The 24121-nt window shown below is 70.3% G+C and carries 23 protein-coding genes, 1 tRNA gene and 1 other RNA gene; 12 read left to right on the top strand and 13 right to left on the bottom strand.

Features of this window, described 5'->3' with window-relative positions:
- Positions 1 to 7: 7 nt before the first annotated feature.
- Positions 8 to 98, bottom strand: an RNA gene (ffs, locus tag H4Q84_RS15290) — signal recognition particle sRNA small type.
- Positions 99 to 191: 93 nt separating this feature from the next.
- On the opposite strand from ffs, the gene H4Q84_RS15285 reads away from it, so the two are divergent.
- Positions 192 to 279, top strand: a tRNA-Ser gene (locus H4Q84_RS15285).
- A 146-nt stretch (positions 280 to 425) separates the two neighbouring features.
- Here the strand turns inward: H4Q84_RS15285 and H4Q84_RS15280 are convergent.
- Entirely contained in the window at positions 426 to 1559 is a 1134-nt protein-coding gene (locus tag H4Q84_RS15280; protein WP_282580352.1) for an MFS transporter, read from the bottom strand.
- An 18-nt stretch (positions 1560 to 1577) separates the two neighbouring features.
- Here H4Q84_RS15280 and H4Q84_RS15275 point away from each other — a divergent pair, with 18 nt between their 5' ends.
- Positions 1578 to 2255: a zinc-binding dehydrogenase gene (locus H4Q84_RS15275; protein WP_248579943.1), complete on the top strand. Its 678-nt coding sequence runs from the start codon at positions 1578 to 1580 to the stop codon at positions 2253 to 2255.
- Between the two features lie 353 nt (positions 2256 to 2608).
- Here the strand turns inward: H4Q84_RS15275 and H4Q84_RS15270 are convergent, their stop codons facing one another.
- From H4Q84_RS15270 to H4Q84_RS15235, 8 genes are all read right to left on the bottom strand, one after another.
- The gene (locus H4Q84_RS15270) at positions 2609 to 3034 is read right to left on the bottom strand and encodes a MerR family transcriptional regulator (protein WP_248579942.1); all 426 of its coding nucleotides are present in this window, start codon (positions 3032 to 3034) and stop codon (positions 2609 to 2611) included.
- Positions 3031 to 3354: a hypothetical protein gene (locus tag H4Q84_RS15265; RefSeq protein WP_248579941.1), complete on the bottom strand. Its 324-nt coding sequence runs from the start codon at positions 3352 to 3354 to the stop codon at positions 3031 to 3033. The genes H4Q84_RS15270 and H4Q84_RS15265 overlap by 4 nt, the downstream gene beginning before the upstream one ends.
- Before the next feature lie 46 nt (positions 3355 to 3400).
- Positions 3401 to 4249, bottom strand: coding sequence for a nitrilase-related carbon-nitrogen hydrolase (locus H4Q84_RS15260; protein ID WP_248579940.1), 849 nt, complete (start codon positions 4247 to 4249; stop codon positions 3401 to 3403).
- A 14-nt stretch (positions 4250 to 4263) separates the two neighbouring features.
- Complete coding sequence (locus H4Q84_RS15255) at positions 4264 to 5241, bottom strand: glycine betaine ABC transporter substrate-binding protein (RefSeq protein ID WP_248579939.1); 978 nt, start codon at positions 5239 to 5241, stop codon at positions 4264 to 4266.
- A gap of 39 nt (positions 5242 to 5280) precedes the next feature.
- The gene (locus H4Q84_RS15250; protein ID WP_248579938.1) at positions 5281 to 6075 is read right to left on the bottom strand and encodes an ABC transporter permease; all 795 of its coding nucleotides are present in this window, start codon (positions 6073 to 6075) and stop codon (positions 5281 to 5283) included.
- Positions 6076 to 6077: 2 nt separating this feature from the next.
- A complete protein-coding gene (locus H4Q84_RS15245; RefSeq protein ID WP_282580250.1) occupies positions 6078 to 7301 on the bottom strand; it encodes an ABC transporter ATP-binding protein in 1224 nt (407 codons plus the stop codon).
- Complete coding sequence (locus H4Q84_RS15240) at positions 7298 to 7972, bottom strand: ABC transporter permease (RefSeq protein ID WP_248579937.1); 675 nt, start codon at positions 7970 to 7972, stop codon at positions 7298 to 7300. Before H4Q84_RS15240 ends, H4Q84_RS15245 begins: the two co-directional genes overlap by 4 nt.
- A 131-nt stretch (positions 7973 to 8103) precedes the next feature.
- A complete protein-coding gene (locus tag H4Q84_RS15235; protein ID WP_248579936.1) occupies positions 8104 to 8826 on the bottom strand; it encodes an IclR family transcriptional regulator in 723 nt (240 codons plus the stop codon).
- Between the two features lie 121 nt (positions 8827 to 8947).
- Here H4Q84_RS15235 and H4Q84_RS15230 point away from each other — a divergent pair, with 121 nt between their 5' ends.
- From H4Q84_RS15230 to H4Q84_RS15185, 10 genes are all read left to right on the top strand, one after another.
- Positions 8948 to 10303, top strand: a complete 1356-nt coding sequence (locus H4Q84_RS15230) for an FAD-binding oxidoreductase (RefSeq protein ID WP_248579935.1) — start codon at positions 8948 to 8950, stop codon at positions 10301 to 10303.
- Positions 10304 to 10349: 46 nt separating this feature from the next.
- A complete protein-coding gene (locus H4Q84_RS15225) occupies positions 10350 to 11552 on the top strand; it encodes a glycine cleavage T C-terminal barrel domain-containing protein (RefSeq protein WP_248579934.1) in 1203 nt (400 codons plus the stop codon).
- Complete coding sequence (locus tag H4Q84_RS15220) at positions 11552 to 12610, top strand: homocysteine S-methyltransferase family protein (RefSeq protein WP_248579933.1); 1059 nt, start codon at positions 11552 to 11554, stop codon at positions 12608 to 12610. The genes H4Q84_RS15225 and H4Q84_RS15220 overlap by 1 nt, the downstream gene beginning before the upstream one ends.
- Entirely contained in the window at positions 12597 to 13439 is an 843-nt protein-coding gene (locus H4Q84_RS15215; RefSeq protein WP_248579932.1) for a methylenetetrahydrofolate reductase, read from the top strand. Before H4Q84_RS15220 ends, H4Q84_RS15215 begins: the two co-directional genes overlap by 14 nt.
- On the top strand, positions 13432 to 14691 hold the full coding sequence (locus tag H4Q84_RS15210) for an FAD-dependent oxidoreductase (protein ID WP_248579931.1): 1260 nt from the start codon (positions 13432 to 13434) through the stop codon (positions 14689 to 14691). The genes H4Q84_RS15215 and H4Q84_RS15210 overlap by 8 nt, the downstream gene beginning before the upstream one ends.
- Entirely contained in the window at positions 14691 to 14933 is a 243-nt protein-coding gene (locus H4Q84_RS15205; RefSeq protein WP_248579930.1) for a sarcosine oxidase subunit delta, read from the top strand. Before H4Q84_RS15210 ends, H4Q84_RS15205 begins: the two co-directional genes overlap by 1 nt.
- Positions 14934 to 14950: 17 nt before the next feature.
- The gene (locus H4Q84_RS15200) at positions 14951 to 17740 is read left to right on the top strand and encodes a 2Fe-2S iron-sulfur cluster-binding protein (RefSeq protein WP_248579929.1); all 2790 of its coding nucleotides are present in this window, start codon (positions 14951 to 14953) and stop codon (positions 17738 to 17740) included.
- Positions 17733 to 18365, top strand: coding sequence for a sarcosine oxidase subunit gamma family protein (locus tag H4Q84_RS15195; protein ID WP_248579928.1), 633 nt, complete (start codon positions 17733 to 17735; stop codon positions 18363 to 18365). Before H4Q84_RS15200 ends, H4Q84_RS15195 begins: the two co-directional genes overlap by 8 nt.
- Positions 18366 to 18456: 91 nt before the next feature.
- A complete protein-coding gene (locus tag H4Q84_RS15190) occupies positions 18457 to 18999 on the top strand; it encodes a cyclodeaminase/cyclohydrolase family protein (protein WP_248579927.1) in 543 nt (180 codons plus the stop codon).
- 69 nt (positions 19000 to 19068) lie between these two features.
- Complete coding sequence (locus H4Q84_RS15185) at positions 19069 to 20046, top strand: cation diffusion facilitator family transporter (RefSeq protein ID WP_248579926.1); 978 nt, start codon at positions 19069 to 19071, stop codon at positions 20044 to 20046.
- A 3-nt stretch (positions 20047 to 20049) separates the two neighbouring features.
- Here the strand turns inward: H4Q84_RS15185 and H4Q84_RS15180 are convergent, their stop codons facing one another.
- Genes H4Q84_RS15180 through eccD form a run of 3 tightly spaced genes read right to left on the bottom strand, consistent with a single transcriptional unit; the run spans position 20050 to position 24063 of the window.
- Positions 20050 to 21270 (bottom strand): S8 family serine peptidase, encoded by a 1221-nt coding sequence (locus H4Q84_RS15180; RefSeq protein ID WP_248579925.1) that lies wholly within the window; start codon positions 21268 to 21270, stop codon positions 20050 to 20052.
- Entirely contained in the window at positions 21267 to 22673 is a 1407-nt protein-coding gene (locus H4Q84_RS15175) for a type VII secretion protein EccB (protein WP_248579924.1), read from the bottom strand. Before H4Q84_RS15175 ends, H4Q84_RS15180 begins: the two co-directional genes overlap by 4 nt.
- 7 nt (positions 22674 to 22680) lie before the next feature.
- Entirely contained in the window at positions 22681 to 24063 is a 1383-nt protein-coding gene (eccD, locus tag H4Q84_RS15170) for a type VII secretion integral membrane protein EccD (protein WP_248579923.1), read from the bottom strand.
- Positions 24064 to 24121 lie beyond the last annotated feature (58 nt).

Below are 24121 nucleotides of genomic sequence, written 5' to 3'. Positions count from 1 at the left end.
GGCATGAAAAGGCCCCCCGCGCACCCGATAGAGCTCGCCTACCCTTGCTGCCTTCCGGCCCTGGGGGAGTTCGGCAAGATACCGCCACGCGGGGGGTTGGCGCAGAGTCTAGGTGAGGCCAGCCGACCACCCCAAAGCCGGGCCGTCGGGCCGATTTCGGCGCACGCGGCCCGACCGGTAATCTCCTCGGCGGAGGATTCGCCTAGTGGCCTATGGCGCTCGCTTGGAAAGCGGGTTGGGTGAAAGCCCTCAGGGGTTCGAATCCCCTATCCTCCGCCAGCTGACCAGCAGAAACGCCGGTTCCGACCCTCTGGGTCGGGACCGGCGTTCGGTCTCTCAGTCTCATTCGTCGTCTCAGCTCAGCGGGCACGTCGGCTGACGTGGGTCCCCACTTCAACGCGATCCACGCAACTCGGTGATTGCAGTCAGGCCGCTCGGGTGAGTCGGGCCGCGTCGGCGCGGCCGGCCCGGAGCGCGAAGAGCATGCCGGCGGCGGCGACGAGGAAGGCCAGTGGGACCAGTACGAGCATCGCGGTGTGCAGCCCGTCGGCCAGCGCCCCGGTGTCGGAGACGCCGACGGCGTCCGACCGCAGGACGTCGGAGAGCACGCCGACCGAGATCGGCCCACCGGCGCCGCCGATGAACAGCCCAGCAGCCACGATCACGCCCAGGGCGGTCGAGCGCCGCTCGGCGGGGACGACGTCGGCGGCGGCGGGCACATAGACGGCCAGGAAGACGATGCCGAACAGGTAGCTCAGCCCCATGAAGGCGACGAACACCACGACTCCGTCGCGCCCGGCTGACAGACCGACCAGGGCGAACACCGCGGCGGCTGCGAGACAGATGACGGCCACCAGGTCGCGGCGTACGCCGGAGCGCGCGCGGGCCCGATCGAGCACCGGTCCCGCCACCAGCAGGCCCACCAGGCCGCTGGCGCCGAGGACCAGACCGCCCGCGGCACCCGCCTCGGTGAGGCTGAGGCCGAAGTAGCGCTGCAGGACCGGTGTCACGAAGGTGCCGACGGCGTAGGCGGCGAAGTTGTAGCCGGCGAACGCGACGATCAGGCCCCACACCGACCGGATCCGAAGCACCGAGCGGACCGCCGATGGGCGTGCCGCGCTCGCGGCCTCGGTGTGCGTCGCTACCGCGATCCCAGCGGTGCCGTCCTGGGCGCCTCGGCGTGGCTCGCGGATCCGTAGCACGACGAACGCGAGCAGGATCCCGGGGAACATCGCGATCAGGAACGGCGCTCGCCAGTTGTCGAGACCGTCGGCGATCGGGCCGGCCGTCAGGAAGGCGAGCAGCGTGCCGATCGGGAAGCCCAGGGTGAAGAGGGCGGTCGCTCGCGAGCGGCGCTCCGCCGGGTAGAGGTCGCTGATCAGCGAGCCGGTGGCCGGCGAGTAGCTGGCCTCGCCGATGCCGACCCCGACCCGCAAGGCGAAGAAGACCCAGAACGAGACCGCGAGCCCACCGACTCCGGTGCACAGGCTCCAGGCCAGGAGGCCCCAGCCGGCGACACTGCGGCGGGGCACGCGGTCGGCGAGCCGGCCAAGCGGGATCGCGGCACCCGCGGTGACGTGGCGGTGGTGCTCGGCTGCGGTCCGGTGGGCCTGGGCGTGATCACGGTGCTCAAGGCCCGCGGCGTGGAGACGGTCGTCGCCAGCGACCTCTCCCCCGGACGACGTGCGCTGGCGGTCGCGTGCGGTGCGGACGTCGTCGTCGACCCGCGGGAGGTCTCGCCCTTCGCAGGCAGCGCCGACCTCGGACACTTCACCACCATGCAAGGGCCGATCGGGGCCGCGTTGGACGCGATCGACGGGTTCACGAAGCTCCCGGTGCCGTGGTGGCACGCGTGGCGGCTCCTCGACAAGATCGGAGCGACCACACCGAAGGCGCCGGTCGTCTTCGAATGCGTCGGCGTGCCCGGCATGCTCGAGGAGGTCGTCTCCGGTGCGCCGCTCTACTCCCGGATCGTGGTCGTCGGAGTCTGCATGGGCGCCGACGCACTCCGCCCGTCGATGGCCCTGAACAAGGAGATCGACCTGCGCTTCGTCGTGGGCTACACGCCGCTCGAGTTCCGCGACACCCTGCACGCCCTGGCCGACGGCAAGCTCGACCCCTCCCCGCTGCTCACCGGTCGCATCGGTCTCGACGGCGTGGCGGCCGCCTTTGAAACGCTCGGCGATCCCGAAGCCCACGCGAAGATCCTGATCGACCCCGGCCAACCCGGAGCCGAGCTCACAGACGTCCGCTAATCATGGGTGGCTCCCCAGGCTGCGGAGCGACAGTGTGTCGGAATGCAGGGCGGCCTTGGTGGCGGTTTCACACGGAGGAAAGAATCGTCATACCCGGTAGGTTCTCTTTCGACTCTCCCTGCAGGAACACGAGTACCGGCGTCTGACGAACTCCGCGAAGCTCGTGGGCAGCCGGCCCAGCAGCCAGGCCAGCACGTTCGGGTTTCACGGGCGAGAGCACCTGCCAGCTCGTCACGAGGGACCGCGAGCGAGCGCAAAGGGTCAGCGAACAACCTCGACCCCTTGGGGCGCAGTTCCGGTCTCGAGCCGCGTCGTACCACCGATCAGGTGGCGCCTGGAGCCGGTCTGCTCTCTCATCGGGGCACCACCGTGACGTCGGCGAGGTCGACGAAGGGGATGGGGCAGCAGTCGCTGCCCGCGCACTCGTGCAGGTCGTCGCAGCCGGCGTCGAGCGCGGCCACGAGGTTGGACCGGATGGTGGTCAGGTCGGCGATCCGTTGGTCGACCTCGACGAGCTTCTCGCTCGCCCTGACCTGCAGTCCGGAGTCGCGGCCGCGGCGGCGCCCGACCTCGATCAGGTCAGCGACCTCGTCGAGGGTGAAGCCGAGCCGCTGTGCGGCCTTGATGACACGCAGGGTGACGACGGTCTGGTCGTCGTAGAGGCGGTGCCCGCCGGGGCTTCGGTCGGGTGCCTCGAGCAGACCCCGGCGCTCGTAGTAGCGCAGCGTCTCCCGGTTCACCCCGACTGCCTCGGCGACCTCGCCGGCGCGCAGGCTCACGCCGCCAGCACCTTGGCGCGGGCGGCCAGGCCGGTCAGGATGTCGCGATGCTCGGGCGGCACCGAGATCTCCAGGGTGAGGCCGTCCTCGAGCCCCTCGACGACGAACGAGAAGAAGGAGCAGCACGAGCTCTCCCGCTCGGCCAGGTCGCGCACGCGCTCCAACAGGCCGGCTGACCCGGTCAGGTGCATCCGCACCGTGTCACCGTCGCGGGCCACGCTGCGCAGATTCTCGGCGAAGAGTGCGTCATACTCGGCCAGGCACAGCGGCCGGTCCGCCGTCGGGAGCGTGCACGCGTCGGTCGTCATCAGGTCGTCCATGGCATAACCTCAAACCCGTATCTGGGTACCAGATGCAAGTGCCGCGCTAGAGGTCGCCGCCCTCGTCGAGCAGCCGCGCGGCCTCGCGCTGCAGCAGTCCCAGCCGGGCTTCCTTGACCAGCGGCACCTCCCGCCGCCGGCGGCGTACGTCGGCGAGGTCGATCGTGACGGTCAGCTCCTGTTCCTGGTCCTGCGCCGCCTCCGCGACCGTGTTGCCCCAGGGGTCCACGACGTGCGACCCGCCCCAGAACCGGAACTGTCCCTCGGTGCCGACCCGGTTCACGAACACCACGAAGACCTGGAACATCCGGCCGTAGAACCGGGTGATGTCGTGCCAGTACTCGTGCGAGTCATACCTCTCCGGGAACATGCTCTGCGCACTGGCGGCCGGCACGATCAACACCTGCGCGCCGTCGTGGACGGCCAGGAACGCCAAGTGCGGCTGCCAGGCGTCGTTGCACAACAACACCGCCAGCCGGGTGTCGGCCGGCCCGGGGAACGCCCGCAGGGTGGGACCCGGGGTGAAGTGGTTGCGCTCCTCGAAGGGCCGGTACGCCGGCAGGTACAGCTTGCGGTGCACGTGCGCCAGCTGGCCCCCGGCGTAGAAGGCGGTGCTGTTGTAGGTGTGCGGGCTGCGCTTCGCGTCCTCGCTGAACCCGATCACGACCCCGGTGTCGCCGGCTCCCCGGACGACATCCAGCAGGCGCGGGTCCTCGGCGCTCATGGACAGGTCGACGTCGATCTCGCCGATCGAGTAGCCGGTGACGAAGAGCTCGGGGAAGACGACCAGGTCAGCGCCCTCGGCGCGGGCGCGCTCGATCACCTCTCTTGCCCGCTCGAGATTGCCTGCTATGTCACCCAGCGTCGGTTCGAGCTGGGCCAGCGTGATCCGCACCTTGGCCTCCCCTCCTAGCCGATCAGGTCGTTGTCCTCCAGCCACTTCTTGGCGACCGCCTCGACGGGGAGCCCCTCCACGTCGACCTGCGAGTTGAGCGCCGTCAGCTCCTCGGTGGTGAGCGCCTCGGCGACCGGGTTCAGGACCTCCTCGAGCTCCGACGAGTCATCGAGCACGGCCTGGTTCACCGTCATCGCCACCTCGTAGCTGACGAAGTAGTTCTTGTCGTCCTCGAGCACCACCAGGTCGTTGGCGGGAATGCGACCGTCGGTCTCGAACACCTCACCGAAGGCGCAGGGGTCGGCATCCGGAACGCCCTCGAAGACCAGGCCTAGGTCGACCTCGGTGATCAGGTTGTCGGGCAGGCTGAAGCCGTACGCCTTCTCCATGCCCGGCCAACCGTCCTGGCGGTCCAGGAACTCCGCCGCCGCGCACATCGTGGCCGACTCGGGATCACCGTTCACCAGCTCGGCGTAGTCCGACAGCGTGGTCACCCCGGTCGACTCCGACGTCTCCTGCGAGGTGGCGAAGGCGTAGGTGTCGTTGGCCGTCGACTTCGCGATCCAGGCGATGTCGTTCGCCTCCGAGTCCTGCTCGGAGACATCGGTGAACAGCTGCTCCGCGTCCGTCGACGCGTCCGCGGACTCATTGCCCAGGATGTCGGTCCAACCGGTGCCGGTGTACTCCCAGTACATGTCGATCTCGTCGGATTCGAGCGCCGTACGCACGTTCGCCGTCCCGGTGATCCCCGTCTCGTCTTTGACCGTGGCGCCCGCGTCCTCGAGCACCTGGATGGCGATCTGTCCGAGGATCAGCTGCTCGGTGAACTCCTTGGAGCCGACCGTGAAGGTCTTGCCGTCGAGCGGGTCGCCGCCCGCCCCGCCGCCGCCGCCGCCGCCGTCGCCGCCGCCGTCGCCGCCGCAACCCGCGGCGACCAGGGTGAGCCCGGCGACCAGTGCGGTCAGGCGGACTGCCCTTTTCGAGTTACCCATGTTGTCCCACCTTCGATTGTCGTTCGTTGAGTTGGTCGTTCACAGTCCTCGTGGGCGAAGCTTGTCTTCGGCGATCGCGGCGATGTAGTCGACCAGCAGGGCGAGCACGGCGACCAGGATGCCGCCGATGATGGTGATGTAGGGCCGGTTGCCCGAGAAGCCCGAGACGATCAGCCGGCCCAGGCAGTCGGCGCCGATGAAGGCACCTAGCGTGGCCGTTCCGACGTTGATGGTGAGCGCGGTGCGCAGGCCGGCCATGATCACCGGCACGGCCAGGGGCAGCTCGATGCGGGTGAGGACGGCGAGCTTGGTCAGCCCCATCCCGCGTGCGGACTCGATGACCGAGGCGTCGACCTGACGCAGCCCGACCATCGTGTTGCGCACGACGATGAGCGCCGTGTACGCCGCGAGCGCCACCACCGTCGGGGCGAACCCGAACCTCCAGACGATCGCGAAGATCGCGAGCAAGCCGATGGTGGGCACGGCCTGGCCGATGTTGAACACCGCGATCGCCGGCGGCGTGATGGCCCGGGCGAAGGGCCGCGTCAGCAGGATGCCGACCGGGATGGCGATGAGCAACACCAGCGCGGTCGAGGCGCCGGTGAGCTCGAGGTGAGCCCAGGTCATGCGCAGGATGTAGTCGAGCGAGAGCCTGTCCTGCTCCACGGAATCGAGGTCGCGGGTGCTCACCGACCACCAGACCGCCAGCAGCACGAGAGCCAGCAGCGCCGGCATGAACACATAGCCGCCGAGCGTGCGGGTGTGTCTCGGTGGTGCCTGCGTGGATGAGCCCTTAACGATCAGGTTCACATCGGTCTTGTCGGGGCCGGCCATGGCTAGAGCCCACCCTCCTCGTCGCTCGGCTGTCCCGTGCGAAGTCTGCCGCGCTCGGCCGCGCGCAGGTTGCGGACCGTCTCGTTGATGGTGTCGATGTCGACGATGCCCTGGTAGGCGTTGTCGGAGTCGACCACGATCGCCGTGCTGTAGCGCGCGGTGATCATCTCGTTGAGGGTGTCGCTCAGCGTCGCGTTCGGTTGCACCACAGCCTCGGCGGGAAGTCCGGCGGTCCCGAGCGACGAGCTGCCGGCCCGGCTCAGGTGGTCCCCGGTGACCCATCGGAGCGGCCGGCGCTGGCCGTCGAGGACGAGTACGGCGCTCTTGTCACTGGCGTCGAGCAGCTGCCGGATCTCGTCGGTGGTTGACCCCTCCTGTGCCGTCGGCCACTGGTGCAGCTCGACGTCGCGCACCCGGCTCAGGCTGAGTCGCTTGAGCGAGGCGCCACGGCCGATGAAGTCGGAGACGAAGTCGTTGGCTGGGTTGACCAGGATCCGCTCGGGGGTGTCGAACTGGGCGATCTTGGACCGCTCTTGCAGGATCGCGATCCGGTCGCCCATCTTGATCGCCTCGTCGATGTCATGGGTGACGAAGATGATCGTCTTCTTGATCTGCTCCTGGAGGCGCAGGAACTCGTTCTGGAGCCGGTCGCGGGTGATCGGGTCGATCGCCCCGAACGGCTCGTCCATCAACATCACGTCGGGGTCCGCGCTCATCGCGCGCGCCACCCCGACCCGCTGGCGCTGTCCGCCTGAGAGCTCCTTGGGGTAGCGGTCGCGGTACTGACCCGGTTCCATCCCGACCATGTGGAGCAGCTCGTCGATCCGCTCGTCGATGCGCTTCTTCTCCCAGCCGAGCAGCTTGGGCACCGTGGCGATGTTCTCGGCGATGGTCTGGTGCGGGAAGAGCCCGATCTGCTGGATGACGTAGCCGATCCGGCGGCGGAGATGGTCGGGGTTGACCTTGGTGACGTCCTCGCCGTCGAGGAAGATCCGCCCGGAGGAAGGCTCGATGATCCGGTTGATCATCTTCATGGTCGTGGTCTTGCCGCAGCCGGAGGGGCCGACCAGGATCACGATCTCGCCCTTGGGGATCTCCATCGTCAGGTCGTCGACAGCGGGCTCCTTCTGACCCGGAAACCGCTTCGACAGGTTCTCCAGACGGATCTCGATCGTGCCGGCGTCGGCGGCGCTCCCGGACTCAGAGGCTTGCTGGGTGTCGGTCATCGGATGCCTTTCGAGGTCGTGAGCCTGGTGATCACGACATAGACGAGATCGAACAGGATGGCGAGCACGATGACGCCGAGCGTCCCGGCCAGCACCTGGTTGAGGGCGCTGGCACTGCCGATCCGGGCCAGGCCGGAGAAGATCTCGTCGCCCAGCCCGGGGCCGTTGATGTAGGCGCCGATGGCGGCGATCCCGATCAACAGGAGGGTCGAGACACGTACCCCGGTCAGCACAACCGGCCAGGCCAACGGCAGCTCGATTGCCCACAGCCGCCGGGTCCGGCTCATGCCCATGCCCTGGGCCGACTCGACCACGGCCGGGTCCACCCCGCGGAGCCCGACGATCGTGTTGCGCACGATGGGGAGCAGGCCGTAGAGCGTGAGCGCCACGACGACGGAGGGGGCGCCGAGACCGAGCAAGGGCAGCTGGATCAGCAGCGTGAACAAGGCGAGCGAGGGGATGGTCAGCAGCGTGCCGGTGATCGCGAGTACGAGCTCGCGGGGCCGTTGGGTGCGGTAGGTCGCCACGCCGAGGCCGACGCCGATGAGAGTCGACAGCACGACAGAGATGATCACCACGACCGCGTGGTCGAGGGCGAGCCCGACCAGGTCCTGCCAGGTGAATTCCAGGTAGGTCCAGAAGCTTTCGTACCAGCGAATCTCATCCGGCACGGCACACCAGCCTTCCCCGCCAGTTGGGTTGGGTTCCCATCAGCACCGCCCGTAACGGTGCTCCGACTCTCGCACGGTGACCGAGGTCACACAAGACGTCTGCCCGAGTGTTGTCAGATGGCAACCGCGAGTCAGCGGTACGTCGCCGACAGCTGGGCGCAGTGTTCGAGCAGCACGTCGACCGCGCCCCGCATCACCTTGGCGCCGAACCGGCCCGCGGGACCCTGCAGCCCGACCACTCCGACGAGCACGTCGCCCGCAGCCAGCACGGGAGCCGCCACGGCGTTGAGGTCTTCCTCGCGCTCGCCGACCACCTGCCCCCAGCCGCGCCGGCGGATCAGGTCCAGCTGGGTCGCCAGCTCGGCGGGATCGGTCACCGTGCGGGAGGTGTACGGCGCCATCCGGGCGGCGGGCGCGGTCCCGGCGTACGCGAGGAAGACCTTGCCGGTGGCGGTCGCGTGGGCGACGCTCGGCCGCCCCACCTGGGCCACGCTGCGCACCGAGGACGGGCTCTGCACGAAGTCGACCGTGATCGTGCCCTGCTGATAGGGGATGGAGAGGGTCGCGGTCTCACCGGTCGTCTCGGTGAGTGCCTCCAGGTGCGGGCGGCAGAGCTCGCGCAGGTCGATCCGTGCCAGCGCCGCGTTGCCCAGCTCGACCAGTCGCGGTCCGAGCCGAAACCGTCCCGTGTCGGCCACCCGGGTGACCAGCTCGTCGTTCGCCAGTGTGGCCAGCAGTCGCGACACCGTGCTCGGGTTGATGCTGGTGCGCCGGGATATCTCGTTGTTGCCGAGGTCGCCGGACGCCTCGGCCAGCGCGTGCAGCACCGCGATGGCGCGCTCGACCGTCCCCATCGGGCGCGACCCTTCACTCACGAGGTACCTCCGTGTTAACGTCGATTGATTCTGCAACGCTGTTGCCGATATGGCAACGGTATCGAGCCAGAGTTTCCGTCGAGCCGACGAGGCGATTCGCATGTCGCAGCCCGGGCCGGGGCCGGAAGTCCCGACGAGCAGCCGCTACGTCGTCGTGGGCGCGGGCGTACACGGACTGTCCACCGCCTGGCATCTCGCCCGCCTGCTGCGGGCCCGCGGCTCGGGCACGGGTGCGGATGTCGTCGTACTCGACAAGACGGCGGTGGGGGCCGGCGCATCGGGCATTGCCTGTGGGGTGATCCGCAACAACTACTTCCAGCCGGCGATGCGCCGGCTGATGGCGCACTCGGTCGACGTCTGGGAGTCGGACCCGGAGTCGTTCTCCTACCACCCCGTCGGCTACCTCCAGGCCGCTCCCGCGGCGATGGACGCCGACGTCGCCCAGATCCATGCGGAGCAGCAGGACATCGGCTACCCCTCGACGCTCGTCGAGGGCGCGGCCGCATGTCGCGGCTACCTGCGGGACCTGCTGGGCGACTGGCAGGCGCCGGGTATCACCAACGTCCTGCACGAGCACCGTGGCGGCTACGCCAACAACAAGGCGTCCCTGCGGGGACTGGCAGCCAAGACCGAGGCGGCCGGCGTACGGGTGCTGACCGGCGTGCAGGTCGTCGGCTTCGGGATGGACGGCGGTGCCGTCACCTCGGTCGAGACCGACCACGGCCCGATCCGCTGCCATCACGTCGTGGTGGCGACCGGCCCGTGGGTCCGCGACCTCTGGGCGATGCTGGACCTGCCGGCAACCATCGACGTACGCGACGCTGCAGGCACGACACACGCCGACGTCGCGATGTGGACCTACCTGCTCCTGCGCGAGGGCACGCTCGGCGTCGATCCCGGCGCCTTCACCGATGCCCGAGGGGGGCTGCCTCCCGTCATCCACGTCGACTCCGACGCCCCGTTGACCGACGAGTCGGGCGAGCTGGTCACCGACCGGATGTGGGGCATCTACTACAAGCCCGACTTCTCCTTCGGCGGGGTGCAAGGCGGCACCACCCCCGTGGCCGTCGACCAGAAGACGGGTGAGGTCGTGGTCGATCCGTACGGCCCGGCCAGCACCGAGTACGTCGCACAGCCCGACTTCGCCCGGATGTGGACCGCGGCGCTCGCGCACTGCCAGCAGCGCTTCGAGGGCACGGCCCACCTCTACAAGGACGAGAACTCCGGGGGGCTCGGCTGCTTCACGCCGGACAGCTTCCCGGTCTTCGACACCTTCCGGCAGAACGCCTACGTCATCGCCGACTCCAACCATGGCTACAAGATGCTCGGCGTCGGCGACCTGGTGGCTCGCGAGCTTCTCGGGGAGCCCCAGGACCTGTTGCAGCCCTTCCGTTTCGGTCGCTACGCCAGCGGCGACCTGCACCCGACCAGCAGCTCACCGTTCCCGTGGAGCTGACCCCAGACCCACCACCCGGAAGCCCAGCCAGAGAGAGGTAGAGGCAATGCGCTTCTCCTACGACGTACCGAAGATCCACATGTACACCCGCATCCGCAAGTCGCCGTACTTCTACGCGTCCGAACGTCACGGCGTGCAGTCCTACACCGTGTGCAACCGGATGTACCACCCGCGTCACTACGACGACCCGGTCGCCGAGTACTGGAAGCTGGTCCGCGACGTGACCCTCTGGGACGTCGGCGTCGAACGCCAGGTCGAGATCACCGGCCCGGACGCCCTGCGGCTGGCCGACATGCTGACTCCTCGCGACCTGAGCGCCTGCGCGGTCGGACAGAACAAGTTCCTGCTGAACACCGACACCGACGGTGGCGTGATCAACAACCCGGTGCTGCTCCGGCTGGCCGAGGACTGCTTCTGGTTCTCGGTGGCCGACGGCGACGTGCTCCTCTGGGCCAAGGGGGTCGCCAGCCAGACCGGTCTCGACGTCCAGATCAGCGAGCCCGACGTGGCGCCGGTGCAGATCCAGGGGCCGAAGTCCCAGGCGCTGATGCGCGACCTGTTCGGCGATCAGGTGCTGGACCTCAAGTACTACTGGAGCGCGGAGTACGAGCTCAACGGCATGGACGTGGTCGTGGGCCGCACGGGCTACACCGGCGAGATCGGCTACGAGATCTACCTGCGCCATGCCAGCCGCGATGGGCTCAAGCTGTGGGACACCCTGCTCGAGGCCGGCCGGGCGCACGACCTCGCGGTGATCGGGCCGTGCCAGATCCGCCGGGTGGAGGCTGGCATCCTCAGCTACGGCTCCGACATCGCGCTCGACAACAACACCTACAGCGACTACGCGTTCTTGAACCCCTACGAGATCGGCCTGGGCTGGACGGTCAACCTCGACAAGGAGTCGGACTTCATCGGCAAGGCGGCACTGACCCGGATCGCGGAGGAGGGCGTACGCCGCAAGGTCGTCGGCGTCGAGCTGGGCGGCGACCCGATGATCGGTTACCACGACGACTACCTGCCGGTCCTCGACGGTGACGATCAGATCGGCCAGGTGTCCTCGGCCTTCTGGTCGCCCCGGCTGGAGAAGAACATCGGCTTCGCGCTGGTGCCGGTCGAGCAGAGCGAGCTGGACACCAGGCTGACCGTACGGACCGCCCGCGGCGAGATCGGCGCGGTCGTGGTCCCGAGGCCCTTCGTGGACCCCAAGAAGGAGACGCCGAAAGGCACCTACCAGGAGGCGAGCGCCTGATGACGGGCAGCGGAACGACGCGCGGGCCGGGCCTGCTCGAGCGACTGGCCGACGGCCCGGTGGTGTGCGCCGAGGGCTACCTGTTCGAGCTCGAACGACGCGGCTACCTCCAGGCGGGCGCGTTCGTCCCCGAGGTGATCCTCGACCACCCGGAGCAGGTCACCTCGCTGCACCGGGACTTCGTGCACGCCGGCTCCGACGTGGTCGAGGCGCTCACCTACTATGCCCACCGCGAGAAGCTCAAGGCGGTCGGCAAGGACGGCATGCTCGAGGAGATGAACCGCGAGGCGTTGCGGCTCGCCCGCGAGGTCGCCGAAGAGTCGGGCACGCTCCTGGCCGGCAATGTGTGCAACACCAACCTCTACGACCCCGACGACGCCGGGTCGCACGGGCCCACCCGGGCCATGTTCGAGGAGCAGGTCGGCTGGGCCGCGGAGGCGGGCGTCGACTTCGTGATCGGGGAGACGTTCCGCTACGCCGGGGAGGCGCTGATCTCGCTCGACGTCATCCGGGACGCCGGGCTGACGTCGGTGATCACCCTGGCCGTCGGCCAGGAGCCGACGACCCGCGAAGGCTGGTCGCTGGCCGACGCCTGCCGACGACTGGCCGACGCGGGCGCCGACGTGGTCGGACTCAACTGCATCCGGGGGCCGGAGACGATGCTGCCGCTGCTGCCCGACATCGTGGCGGCGGTGGAGGTGCCGGTGGCCGCGCTGCCGGTGCCGTACCGGACGTCCGCCGGGCAGCCGACCTTCCAGTCGCTGCGTGAGAACGGCACGACCTTGCTGGGCGACACGATGCCGTTCCCGACGGCGCTCGACCCGTTCGTGTGCAACCGCTACGAGATCGCCGACTTCGCGTCCAAGGCCCACGCCGACGGCGTGCGCTACCTCGGGCTCTGCTGCGGCGCGGGCCCGCACCATGTGCGGAGCATGGCGGAGGCGCTGGGGCGGCAACCCGTGGCGAGCCGCTACTCCGAGGACATGTCGAAGCACGCGTTCTTCGGCACCGCGCCCGGCCTGCGCGAGCACAACCAGGGCTACCGTGACCGTCTCTAGGGAAGCCGAGTCCCGGGACCCGCGTACGGCGCGCGCCCTGGGCGAGCTGCTGCGCCGGCCCCGCTACGAGGTGCTCGCCCTGCCCGGCACCGCCGACCAGGTCCTGGAGCACGTGCCGCGCGAGGTCACCGTGACCGTGACCGTCAGCGCGCATCGGGGTCTGGAGCCGACCGTGGCTCTGAGCGAGCAGCTGACGCAGGCAGGCTTCACGGCCGTCCCGCACCTCGCGGCACGGATGGTGCGCGACGGCCAGCACCTCGCCGAGCTGGTCGCGCGGCTGGACGAGGCGGGAATCTACGAGGTCTTCGTGGTCGGCGGTGACGCGGACCCTCCGGTCGGGGAGTTCTCCGAGGCCACCCAAGTGCTGGGGGCTGCAGGCGGGCATCGGCTCACCGGGGTGGCGGCGTACCCCGAGGGCCACCCGAAGATCGGCGACCGCGAGCTCGACCGGGCCCTGCTCGCGAAGCGCCCGATGTGTGGCTATGCCGTCACCCAGATGTGCTTCGACGCGGTCGCGGTCCGGCGCTGGCTGCGGCACGCGCGCGACATCGGCTTCGACCGTCCGGTGCACGTGGGGATCCCGGGCCCGGTCGACACCCTGCGACTGGCGAAGGTCGCCACCCGGATCGGCGTCGGACCCTCGCTGCGCTACGCGCTCAAGCAGCGCGGCAGCGCCAAGCTGCTCCGGCCTGGCGGTTACCGACCGGACCGGCTGCTCGCCGAGGTGGCGGGTGCAGGGGTCGCCGGACTGCACGTCTACACCCTCGGCGACGTGTCGGCGACGGAGCGATGGCGACAACGCACCCTGGGGCACCTGGCCCATGCGTGAGCGCCGATCTCGCTACTCCGGCCTGGCGCTCTTGCGACACGGCATCACCGGCCGGCCGTGGCAGCCCGCCTGGCGTAGCCACGACCTGAGGCCGAGCTACGAGGTGGTCATCATCGGCGGCGGCGTGCACGGCCTCGCGACGGCGTACTACCTGGCCCGCAACCACGGCATCACCAACGTGGCCGTGCTGGACAAGGGCTACCTCGGCGGTGGCGGCTCCGGCCGCAACACCGCGATCCTGCGATCGAACTACCTGACCCCCGAGGGCGTTGCCTTCTACGACCGTTCGCTGGAGCTGTACGCCGGCCTGGCCGCCGACCTCAACTTCAACGTGATGTTCTCCCGACGGGGGCACCTGACGCTCGCGCACAGCGACGCGTCGCTGCGCACCATGCGCTGGCGCGCGGAGGTCAACAAGGCCAGCGGCGTCGACTCGGACGTCATCGACGCCCACGAGGTGAAGCGGCTGGTGCCGCGGATCGATGTCACGGACGAGGCCCGCTACCCGATCCTCGGCGCACTCCACCACCCGCCCGGCGGGATCGTGCGGCACGACGCGGTCGTGTGGGGCTACGCGCGCGCGGCCGACCGCCTCGGGGTGCACTTGCACCAGGACACCGAGGTCACCGGCATCGACGTCGCGCATGGCAGGGTCACCGGCGTCCGCACCACCCGCGGCGACATCGCTGCCCCCGTCGTGCTCAACGCCACCGCCGGCTGGTCCACGCTGGTCGCCGACCTTGCGGGAGTGCGACTGCCGGTGCAGACGTTCCCGCTGCAGGCGGCGGTCACCGAGCCCGTCCAGCCGTTCCTGAGCACCGTGGTCGTCTCCGGATCGCTGCACGTCTACGTCAGCCAGACCGCCCGCGGTGAGCTGGTGTTCGGCGCCAGCGTCGACCCGTTCGCGTCGTACTCCACGCGGGGTTCCCTGGAGTTCACCGAGGGGCTTGCCGACCACGTCCTCCAGCTGATGCCTTCGCTGGCCAGGCTGCGGCTGCTGCGCCAGTGGGCGGGGCTGTGCGACATGACGCCCGACTTCGCGCCGATCATGGGGCACACCGAAGTCGAGGGGTTCCTGGTCGACGTCGGCTGGGGCACCTACGGGTTCAAGGCCGGCCCGGTGGCCGGCGAGGCGATGGCCGACTGCATCGCCCACGGGCGGCCTCCGGAGCTGATCGCGCCCTTCGGGCTCGAGCGCTTCGCCCGGGGCAGGTTGCTCGGCGAGAAGGGCGCAGCGGCGGTGGGGCACTGATGATGCTCATACCCTGCCCGAACTGCGGGCCGCGCCATGCCGGCGAGTTCGCGTACGTCGGCGAGACCGGGGCGCGCCCCGACCCCGCAACCACGACCGCGACGGAGTGGCGCAACTACCTCTACCTGCGCCACAACCGTGCGGACTGGACCGTCGAGCGCTGGTACCACCGGATGGGCTGCCGGCGCTATTTCCTCGTCGAGCGGAACACCGTCACCCACGAGATCCGGCCCCCGTCGTGAGGTCGTCCGCGAAGGCGATGACGCATCGTCTGGCGCCACAGTCCGGCGAGCTGATCGACCGGTCCACGTCGTTCGGGTTCGCCTGGAACGGCCGCACGTTCTCCGCTCATCCGGGCGACACGATCGCCTCTGCCCTCGCCGCGAACGGGGTGGACGTGTTCTCGCGCAGCTTCAAGTACCACCGGCCGCGGGGCCTGCTGACCGCGAGCTATCACGACCCGGGTTGCCTGGTGCAGGTCGGGGACGAGCCCAACGTGCGCGGCGCCCATCGACTCGTCGAGCCGGGGATGAGCGTGTCCTCCCAGGACACCTGGCCGTCGCTGGCGCTCGATGTGAAGGCGGTCAACGAGGTCGCGCGCCGGGCGCTGCCGGCCGGCTTCTACTACAAGACGTTCATGAGCCCTGGTCGGCTGTGGCCGGCGTACGAACGGGTGCTGGAGCGGTTCGCGCACGGCGGCACCCCACCCGCCGAGGATGCGCCTCCCGGCCGCTTCGACAAGCGGCATGCGCACCCCGACGTGCTCGTGGCCGGTGGGGGGCCGGCCGGCATGGCGGCGGCGGTCGCGGCGGCCCGGGCCAGTGCCACGGTGCTGCTGGTCGAGGAGGAGCACGAGCTCGGCGGTCACCTGCGCTGGGGTGGCGAGGCCGACCTGGCTGCGCTGCACGAGCTGCGCGCCTCGGTCGACGCCGCCGGCGTCGAGGTGATGACCGACGCGGTGGTGCTCGGCCGCTACGACGACAACTGGGTCTCGGTCGTGCAACGAGGTCTGCCGCAGGTGGACGAGCGCCTGGTGAAGGCGCGGGTCGGGGTGCTGGTGGTGGCGCCAGGTCTGATCGAGCGTCCCTACGTCTTCGCGGGCAACGACGTCCCCGGGGTGATGCTCTCCACGGCCGTGCGGCGGCTGGTCAACCTGTACGCCGTCCGGCCGGGCGACCGGGCCGTGGTGCTGACCGCGAACTCCTCGGGCGACGCCGCGGCGGCCGACCTCGGGCGGGTGGGCGTCGACGTGGTGCACGTCGAGGACGCCCGGCGAGGGGGCGACGTGGTCCGGGTGCGTGGGCGGCGGCGCGTGCGCGGGGTGGAGCTGGGCAGCGGCCGGAAGCTCGACTGCGACCTGGTGGTGACCGCGACCGGCTGGACCGCGCCGGTCTCACTGCTGACCATGGCGGGCGACCGACCGGCGTACGACGCGGCGTCGGCGCGGTTCCGGCCCGACACTGCGCGGCTGCCTGCCGGCGTGCTGGCCACCGGAGGCGTCGTGGGTGACGGCACCCTCGAGGAGCTGGTCGCGCACGGCGACGCGATCGGGCGGGAGGCCGCCCAGCGCGTGTCGGGCCAGACTCCTGCGTCGGTTCCGGACCTCCCGGCAGACGCTCATCCGGCGCTCCTCCGGGGTCGCACGCACGGCATCGTCGACTTCTCCGAGGACGTGTCCTCCAAGGACCTGTTCACCGCGGTCGCCGAGGGCTACCGCTCGGCCGAGCTGGCCAAGCGCTACACGACGGCGACGATGGGGCCGGCTCAGGGCAAGCTCGAGACGATCAACACGATCGCCATCATCGCCGAGGCCGCTGGCCGGACGATCGCCGAGACCGGCACCACGACCTGGCGGCCGCCGTACGCCCCGGTGACCCTCGGCGCCCTGGCCGGTGTGCAGCGCGAGCCGGTCAGGCGATCACCCATGCAGGCGTGGCACGAGCGGCACGGCGCCGTACCGCTGTTGGGCGGTGCGTGGGTCCGTCCCGACCACTACGGCGACCCGAGCGGCGAGGTCACGGCGGTCCGCGACGGTGTCGGGATCATCGACGTCACCCCGATCGGCAAGCTCGACCTGCGCGGTCGCGACGTGCCCCGGCTGCTGAACCTCGTCTACGTGAACAAGTGGTCGAAGCTCGAGGTCGGACGGGTGCGCTACGGCGTGATGTGCGCCGAGGACGGCGTCGTGATCGACGACGGCGTGACGGGCCGGCTCGGCGAGGACCACTACCTGATGAGCACGACGTCATCGGGAGCCGGCGCCGTCTGGGAGTGGCTCGAGCTCTGGCTGCAGACCGAGCACCCCGACTGGCAGGTGCACGTCACGCCGGTCACCACGGCGTACGCGAGCATCAACGTCGCCGGGCCGCGCTCGCGTGAGCTGCTCCAGCGGGTCGTCGAGGACGTCGACCTGGGCGCCGACGGCTTCCCCTACATGCACGTGCGGACCGGCACGGTCGCCGGCGTACCCGACTGTGTCCTGTGGCGGATCGGCTTCACAGGCGAGCTGAGCTTCGAGGTGCACGCCCCGGCCGGCTACGGCTTGCACGTGTGGGAGTCGCTGCTGGAGGCGGGCAGCGACCTGGGCGTGCGCCCGTTCGGGGTGGAGGCCCAACGGATCCTGCGGCTCGAGAAAGGTCACCTGATCGTGGGCCAGGACACCGATGGGCTGACCCGGGCAGGGAGCGCCGCGCTCGACGGCCTGGTCAAGCTCGACAAGCCGGACTTCGTCGGCCTCCCCGAGCTGGTGTGGCATCAGGATGCGGGCGACGGGACCCGCCTGGTCGCGCTACGGGCGGCCGGCAGCACCGTCGTACCCGCCGAAGGTTGCCAGCTGGTGACCTCGGCGGGACGGCTCTGCGGCCGGGTGACCTCGAGCCGGTGGTCGCCGACCCTGGGCCGGCCGGTCATGCTGGCCCAGGTCGAGTCGACGTACGCCGCCCCGGACACCGAGGTCACGATCCGGCTGGTCGACGGCGGCACCCTTCACGCGGTGGTGACGGAACGCCTGGCCCAGGTGGACCCCGACGGGGTGCGGCTGCGTGGCTGAGACTGCACCGCTCGCCCGGAGCTCGATCGCCCCCGCGGCCCCGGAAGGGGTCGTCGCGGGGTGGGTGGTCAGCGCGCGGGTGAGCTCGGCCGAGCTCACGCTGACCGACCTGTCACCGCTGGCCAAGGTGGCGGTCCGGGCCGATCCGCTCGGATCGATGGCCGCGGCCTTGGCCGCGCCCGATGCGACGACGCTGGTGACCAGCGTCGTCCCTGGCGAGTGGCTGGTGGTGGCCGGGGCTGGCGCGCAGGTTGAGGTGATGGAGTGGGTGGAGTCGGTGGCGGCGCCCGCCGACGGGCTCGTGTCCGTGGTCGACCTCACCCACGGTCGGGCGCTGCTGCGGCTCACCGGCCGGCGGGCGGCCGACGTATTGGCCAAGGAGTGCGCCGTCGACCTGAGCGGCCGCAGGTGTCCCGACGGACGGGCGCTGCGCACCGCCGTGTCGGGGCTGGCGGTCGACGTGGTCCGCGACGACCGGGACGCCCTGCCGTCGTACCTCATGCACTGCGAACGCTCGTCGGGTCAGTACCTCTTCGACGCGTTGCTCGACGCCGGTTCTGAGTTCGGGATCGACGTCGACGGCTTCAGGTCACCCGGAATTCAGCCTAGTGAAGGAACGCCATGACAGCAGGCAACAAGGGCTCGCGCCCGGCGGCTGCCCACGTCGACACCGATACAGACGGCCAGACCGTCGGACCGCTCTGAGGAGATTTGCCATGGCCTACCTCGACTCTGCTCTCGGAGACTTCATCGCTCTCGTCGGAGAGCAGACGCCCGCCCCCGGCGGTGGCGCGGTCGCAGCCATCACTGCGTCCCTGGCCGCCGGCCTCGTCGCGATGACAGGACCCGAGAACGGCGACGAGGTCACGGCCCTCGGGCGACGGGCAGCGGCCCTGGCCGACGAGGATGCCGCCGCCTACACCACCGTGATCGAGGCCCGCCACTCCGGGCTGTCGCTCCCCGAGGCGCTGACCCGGGCGACCGAGGTGCCCCTCGAGATCGCCGGCACCGCCGCAGCGATCGCGCAGCGCGCGGCGGAGGTCTTCCGCTCCGGGCGGCCGGCCGTGCGTGGCGATGTGGCGACGGCGCTGTTGCTGGCCGAGGGGGCGACCCGCTCTGCTGCGTACCTGGTCGAGGTCAACGTAGAGGCCGGCGGAGGCAGCCGAGAGCTGGTCGACATCGCCCGCGGCCACATCGCCACGGCGGTCGCGGCCCGCGAGCTTGCCGGGGGACGGGCACCGGTCCCCGTCGACCACTGACCGACGCGCCGCCACCTGGCCTCAGCCAGTCGACTGGCTGTCCGGGTCGGCGGGGTGTACACAAGCCTGATGGCGAGCACCGGCACCGAGTCCTCCGAGTCTGAGCAGGAGCAGGAGCAGGAGGGCAGTGGCTCCCTACTGACCGTGGTCGTGGCGCTGGTCGCCAACGCACTGATCGCCGTAGCGAAGTCGGTGGCCGCACTCATGACGGGGTCGGCCTCGATGGTGGCGGAGGCTGCCCACTCCTGGTCCGACGCAGCCAACGAGGTGTTCCTGCTCATTGCCGAGCGCAAAGGGCAGCGTCCACGCGACGCCGAGCACCCCCGTGGCTACGGCCGGGCGACGTACGTCTGGTCTCTGGTCGCGGCCTTCGGTCTGTTCTCTGCCGGCTCGGTGTTCTCGATCTACCACGGGATCACCCAGCTGTCCGGGGAGTCGGGCGCGGAGCACTTCACCGTCAACTACGTCATCCTCGCTGTGGCGTTCGTGCTCGAGGCCACCTCGTTCGTGCAGGCCACGAGGCAGGTGCGCGACAACGCCCAGACGTTCGGCCTGCACCCGTTGCGATACGTCACCCGCACCTCGGACCCGACCCTGCGAGCGGTGTTCTTCGAGGACCTCTCGGCGCTCATCGGCCTGGTGATCGCCGGCGCCGCGATCGGGGCGCACCAGGTGACGGGCGACCCCGTCTACGACGCGCTGGGCTCCATCGGCGTCGGGCTCCTGCTGGGGGTGGTGGCGGTCTTCCTGATCCGCCGCAACATGGAGTACCTCCTCGGCGAGGGCCTCTCCCCCGAGCAGCAGTCCCGGGTACTGACCAGGCTGCTGTCGCATCCCGAGATCGAGCGCATCACCTATCTCCACATCGAGTACGTCGGGCCCCAGAAGCTGTTCGTGGTGGCGGCTGTGGACCTGACGGGTGACGACGCGGAGGGGCACCTGGCCCTGCGGTTCAAGCGGCTGGAGGCCGACATCGAGCAGGACCCGCTGATCACCGACGTGGTCCTGACCCTGGCGCCCCCGGACGAGCCTGCGCTGCTGCCCTGAACCTCAGCCGGACGACGTACGACGGAACAGGGGTCGCGTCATCAGCGCGAGCGCCAGCAGCGCACTGGCACCGAGCGCGAACCACATCAGCATCGTGCGCGAAGGGCCGTAGGCGTCGATGCGCACGGGTGCCGGCGGGGCCTGCGCGTCGGCCCGGACCTCGGCAGTGGTGCGCGGAGTCTCGCCCTTCTTGCTCGGCACGAGCTGCCGGGTGAGCGAGTCGGCAGCCTGTACGACGCCGGCGCCGGTCCAGGGGTTCGTGCTGTCCTCGGAGCCCTCGGCGGTGCGCTTGAGTCGGGCCACGATCTGCTTCGGCGACTCCTTCGGGAATCGCGAGCGCAGCAGGGCCACCACCCCGCTGACCTCGGCCGCGGCGTACGACGTGGCGATCTCCTCGCCGATCTGGCAGCGCTGACCGTTGAGGTTGACGGAGATCGCGCCGACGGTGGGTGCCGCCACGTCGGTGTCGGCGTTGGGCATCACGTAGTCGCGCACGTCGAACGACGTGGAGGGCCCGATCGCGTTGACGGCGAGCACGTTCTTGTAGTCGGCCGGGAAGATCTTGGCATCGCTGGTGACCTCGGTCGACGCGTTGCCGTCCTCGTCGGTGGGCTTGTTGCCGCTCGCCGCGACGATGACCACGTCGAGCTTGGCCAGCCGCTTGACGGCTGCCTCGAGGACCGGGTCGTTGGCGCGGACGGCGAGGGAGATGTTGACGACCTGGAACTTCACGGTGCGGTGCAGCGCGACCAGCTGGTCGATGCCCTGGGCCATCAGCGCGGAGGAGACGCCGCGCTCGCCGCGCTGCGGGTCGGGTTCGTCCTTGTCGAGCACGCGCATCGAGAGGATGCGCGCCTTCGGGGCCACCCCGTCAGGGCCGGCGATCAGCCCGCCGACGATGGTGCCGTGGCCCGAGAGGAGCACGGACTGGAGGCCGGGCACCGACTGCGACAGCACATCGACGCCGAGTCCCGCGCCCACGCCGCTGTCGAGGACGGCCACGGTGACCCCCGCGCCCCGCGAGATCTTCTGGGCCTCCGGCACGTGCATGCGCACCAGCGGGGTGCTGACCCTCGCCTCGGTGTCGGCGGTGAGCTCGGACTCGCCGATGATCGTCTTGTTGCACGGGTCCTCGCCCTCGGCGTACGACGGGGCAGCGCCCACCGACACGAGGGCGAGCGACCCCAGCAGGACGCCGAGGGACCCGGCGGTCAGCTTCTTCATGACGAAGCCGCGTCGGCTGCGTTCTCGGGCAGCCGCCGGGCGCTGTTGACCGAGAGCTCCACGCCCGTGTCGAAGAACTCCAGCCAGGCGTCGGGCACGACGGGAGGATCGAAGCCGCCGTAGCCGATGAAGTCGGCGACGCTCGGACCGATCAGGGAGTACTTCGCGCCCTTCGCGTCCACGACGTACGGCGACCCGTCGCCCTTGCCACCGGTGGTCACCCCGTCGCCGCCCGACAGCACGTAGGCGCCGCCCGAGGGGTCGACGTCGACGTCGTGACTCTCGGCGCTGAGCTCGGCGGCCGAGGCATCCTCGGTGGGCTCCACACCGAGGGCAACCGACGTGCCGCCCTCACCGTCGTCCACCAGGACGCCGCACATCTCGCCACCCTGGACTCCGGCCGGCACCTCGGCGGGCCACTGGGCCGGGGTCACGGGTGCCTCCTGCCGGGCGCTCAGGTTGGTCGGCAGCTGCTGCGGTGCGGCACCCAGGGACTGGTAGAGGAGGGCGGCGAAGTCGTCGAGCCGTTGCGGGGCGTCGTCGGCGAGCAGGTAGTAGCCGCGGTCGGTCTGCAGCAGGTCACCGATGGCGTACGCCGAGAGGTCGGTGTCGACCTCGGAGTAGTCGACCGGCTGGTCGTCGCGGGTCACTCCGAAGGCCTCGACGCTCAGCTCGGGTCCCGGCCGGAAGAGGTTGAGCCAGTCGTCCTCGACGACCGGAGCGAGCGTGCTCGCACCGAAGCCGAGCGCGTCGAGCACGTTGGACTGCGCAATCTGGTCAGCGGGCATCGCGAACCGGTAGGCCTTGCCCTCCGGGGAGGCCGCGATCAGCCACATGCCGCCCTCGGCGGTGGTCACCGCGAACGCGCCGGTGGTCGCGGGCTCGACCTCCGGCGTCTCCGCGACGTTGAGCTTGATGCCGTTGCCGTCCTCGGTGCAGGCGGTCCACCCGGACTCGATCAGCTCGGCCGTCGCCGGCAGCCCGGCCGGCGCACCCTCGATGCCGAGGTCGCCACCGAGCTGCACCTTGCGGATGTACTTGTCCTTGACGGAGAACACGCTCGGCTCGGCGCTGCCAAGGAGCAGCTGCGCCGAGACGAAGTTGGGCACCCGCTGGATCGACGGGTCGTCACCGCCGCGCAGCACGACGTACTGCTCACCGGTGTCCTTGGAGATGACGAAGCTGCCCTCGTCGAGCCAGTTGGAGTTGGGGCGACCACCGAGGAAACCTGCGATGGCAGCACCCGCACACAGAAGTACGGCGAGCGCGATGCCGCCGACGATGCCCCGGCTCGGCTTGGTCGGCTCGACCTCGCGACCACCGGGCGCGCCCGACAAGAACGCGGTGACCAGGCGGCGCCGGCTGAACGAGTAGGCCTCGACGAGGTCCTTCTTGGTCGACATCGGTTGATCAGCCCCGGATCTTGTCGAACAGGCCGATGGCGATGACCAGCAGCGGAAGCAGGGACAGCAGGGCGATGCTCTCGACGACGTCGCCGAGCCGGCCGCGGCGTACGGACGGGGAGACCGGAGCCAGCGTCAGCACGAGGAGTACGGCGCCCACGACGGCCAGCGCGATCGCCGCGCCGGGTCGCCACGACTCGTGCAGGAACAGCATGGAGACGGCGACCGACACGAGGCCGGCGATGCCCGAGCCCAGCCCGGCCAGCACCTCGGAGCCGGTGCGGTACTGGCGGGTGCGCAGCATGACGGCCAGGGCGCACATGATCGCCAGGATGGTGCCGAAGACGCCCAGGCCCACGGCGAACGGTGCGACCAGCACCAGCAGCACACCAACCGTGGTGGCGACGGCGAGCAGGATCTCGTGCGCGACCTTGGCGTCGGCGCCGACGCGGTCGGCGTCGATCTCGTCGGGGTCGGAGGTGATGTCGGCCAGGCTGAAGATCTGGTCGACACGGGTGCTCGTGGCCCCCAGCGCCAGCCAAGGGAAGATGTTGCCGAGCATCACGACGATGGTCATCACTACGGTGAGCACGACGGCCGGGTCGAACTCCACGACCGGCATGGCGAGGCCGGCGGCGGTGAGGATGCCACCGACCACGATGGCCGGGATCAGCAGCGCACGGCCCTCGTTGAGACCGACCAGCGCGACGATGCCGACGACGAGTACGGCGATGCCGGCGGACGCCAACGGGGTGCCGAACAGCTCGTCGGGCAGTGGCCACGACCAGCCGGGCAGGTCGCCGGGAGCCAGCACCAGGCCGGCCACGGTGGCGTAGACGGTCGCGAGCAGCGCCACGACCACGCCGGCCTCGGGCTCCTTCTGCGAGCGGGCCAGCACGATGGCGCCGACCACGAGAAGGGCCGCCACGACTCCGGCGGCCATGCCGCCAAGGACGCTCTCGCCCTGCATCAGCAGAGCGAGGGCGCCGAGGCCGAGCAACAGGGCGGCGGCAGACAGGGCAGTACGGCGACCAGCGGCCGGCTCCCACGGGCTCAGCTCGTGCTCGACCACGTCGGCCATGGCCTCGACCACGTCGTCGTACACGCGCGGCGGTTCGTCGTTGACGCCGGCGGCCACGGTGAGCACACCGCCGTCCTCGACGCCCTGGATCGACAGGCCGGCGTCGTTGGTCAGCTGGCGGCCGTCCTGGGTGACGAGCCGGTAGCCGCCGTAGACGGTGGACGCGTCGAGGAGGCCGACGCTCCGGGCAAGCTCCGGGACCAGCTCGGCGACGGGCACGGCGGCCGGCAGCACGAGGTCGACGCGCCGTGTGCCGGAAGTGACCGTGACCTTGACCAGACCCGAAGTGCTCGCGACTGTCTGACTCATCGTGTGTACCCCACCGTTCTCATGCTGCCCGTCGCATACGGACGGCCCCCAACGGCCC

It is taken from the genome of Nocardioides sp. InS609-2, from assembly GCF_023208195.1.
In the GTDB taxonomy this organism is placed as follows: domain Bacteria; phylum Actinomycetota; class Actinomycetes; order Propionibacteriales; family Nocardioidaceae; genus Nocardioides.
This window is presented reverse-complemented; position numbering and strand designations above follow the sequence as displayed.

What these genes read in the sequence shown, in the direction of transcription:
- H4Q84_RS15175 (WP_248579924.1), bottom strand. Translation starts at nt 22,673, where the DNA reads ATGTCGACCAAGAAGGACCTCGTCGAGGCCTACTCGTTCAGCCGGCGC.
- H4Q84_RS15235 (WP_248579936.1), bottom strand. Translation starts at nt 8,826, where the DNA reads ATGGGGACGGTCGAGCGCGCCATCGCGGTGCTGCACGCGCTGGCCGAG.
- H4Q84_RS15255 (WP_248579939.1), bottom strand. Translation starts at nt 5,241, where the DNA reads ATGGGTAACTCGAAAAGGGCAGTCCGCCTGACCGCACTGGTCGCCGGG.
- H4Q84_RS15200 (WP_248579929.1), top strand. Translation starts at nt 14,951, where the DNA reads ATGACGCATCGTCTGGCGCCACAGTCCGGCGAGCTGATCGACCGGTCC.
- eccD (WP_248579923.1), bottom strand. Translation starts at nt 24,063, where the DNA reads ATGAGTCAGACAGTCGCGAGCACTTCGGGTCTGGTCAAGGTCACGGTC.
- H4Q84_RS15245 (WP_282580250.1), bottom strand. Translation starts at nt 7,301, where the DNA reads ATGACCGACACCCAGCAAGCCTCTGAGTCCGGGAGCGCCGCCGACGCC.
- H4Q84_RS15230 (WP_248579935.1), top strand. Translation starts at nt 8,948, where the DNA reads ATGTCGCAGCCCGGGCCGGGGCCGGAAGTCCCGACGAGCAGCCGCTAC.
- H4Q84_RS15180 (WP_248579925.1), bottom strand. Translation starts at nt 21,270, where the DNA reads ATGAAGAAGCTGACCGCCGGGTCCCTCGGCGTCCTGCTGGGGTCGCTC.
- H4Q84_RS15265 (WP_248579941.1), bottom strand. Translation starts at nt 3,354, where the DNA reads ATGGACGACCTGATGACGACCGACGCGTGCACGCTCCCGACGGCGGAC.
- H4Q84_RS15250 (WP_248579938.1), bottom strand. Translation starts at nt 6,075, where the DNA reads ATGGCCGGCCCCGACAAGACCGATGTGAACCTGATCGTTAAGGGCTCA.
- H4Q84_RS15190 (WP_248579927.1), top strand. Translation starts at nt 18,457, where the DNA reads ATGGCCTACCTCGACTCTGCTCTCGGAGACTTCATCGCTCTCGTCGGA.
- H4Q84_RS15220 (WP_248579933.1), top strand. Translation starts at nt 11,552, where the DNA reads ATGACGGGCAGCGGAACGACGCGCGGGCCGGGCCTGCTCGAGCGACTG.
- H4Q84_RS15185 (WP_248579926.1), top strand. Translation starts at nt 19,069, where the DNA reads ATGGCGAGCACCGGCACCGAGTCCTCCGAGTCTGAGCAGGAGCAGGAG.
- H4Q84_RS15225 (WP_248579934.1), top strand. Translation starts at nt 10,350, where the DNA reads ATGCGCTTCTCCTACGACGTACCGAAGATCCACATGTACACCCGCATC.
- H4Q84_RS15210 (WP_248579931.1), top strand. Translation starts at nt 13,432, where the DNA reads ATGCGTGAGCGCCGATCTCGCTACTCCGGCCTGGCGCTCTTGCGACAC.
- H4Q84_RS15205 (WP_248579930.1), top strand. Translation starts at nt 14,691, where the DNA reads ATGATGCTCATACCCTGCCCGAACTGCGGGCCGCGCCATGCCGGCGAG.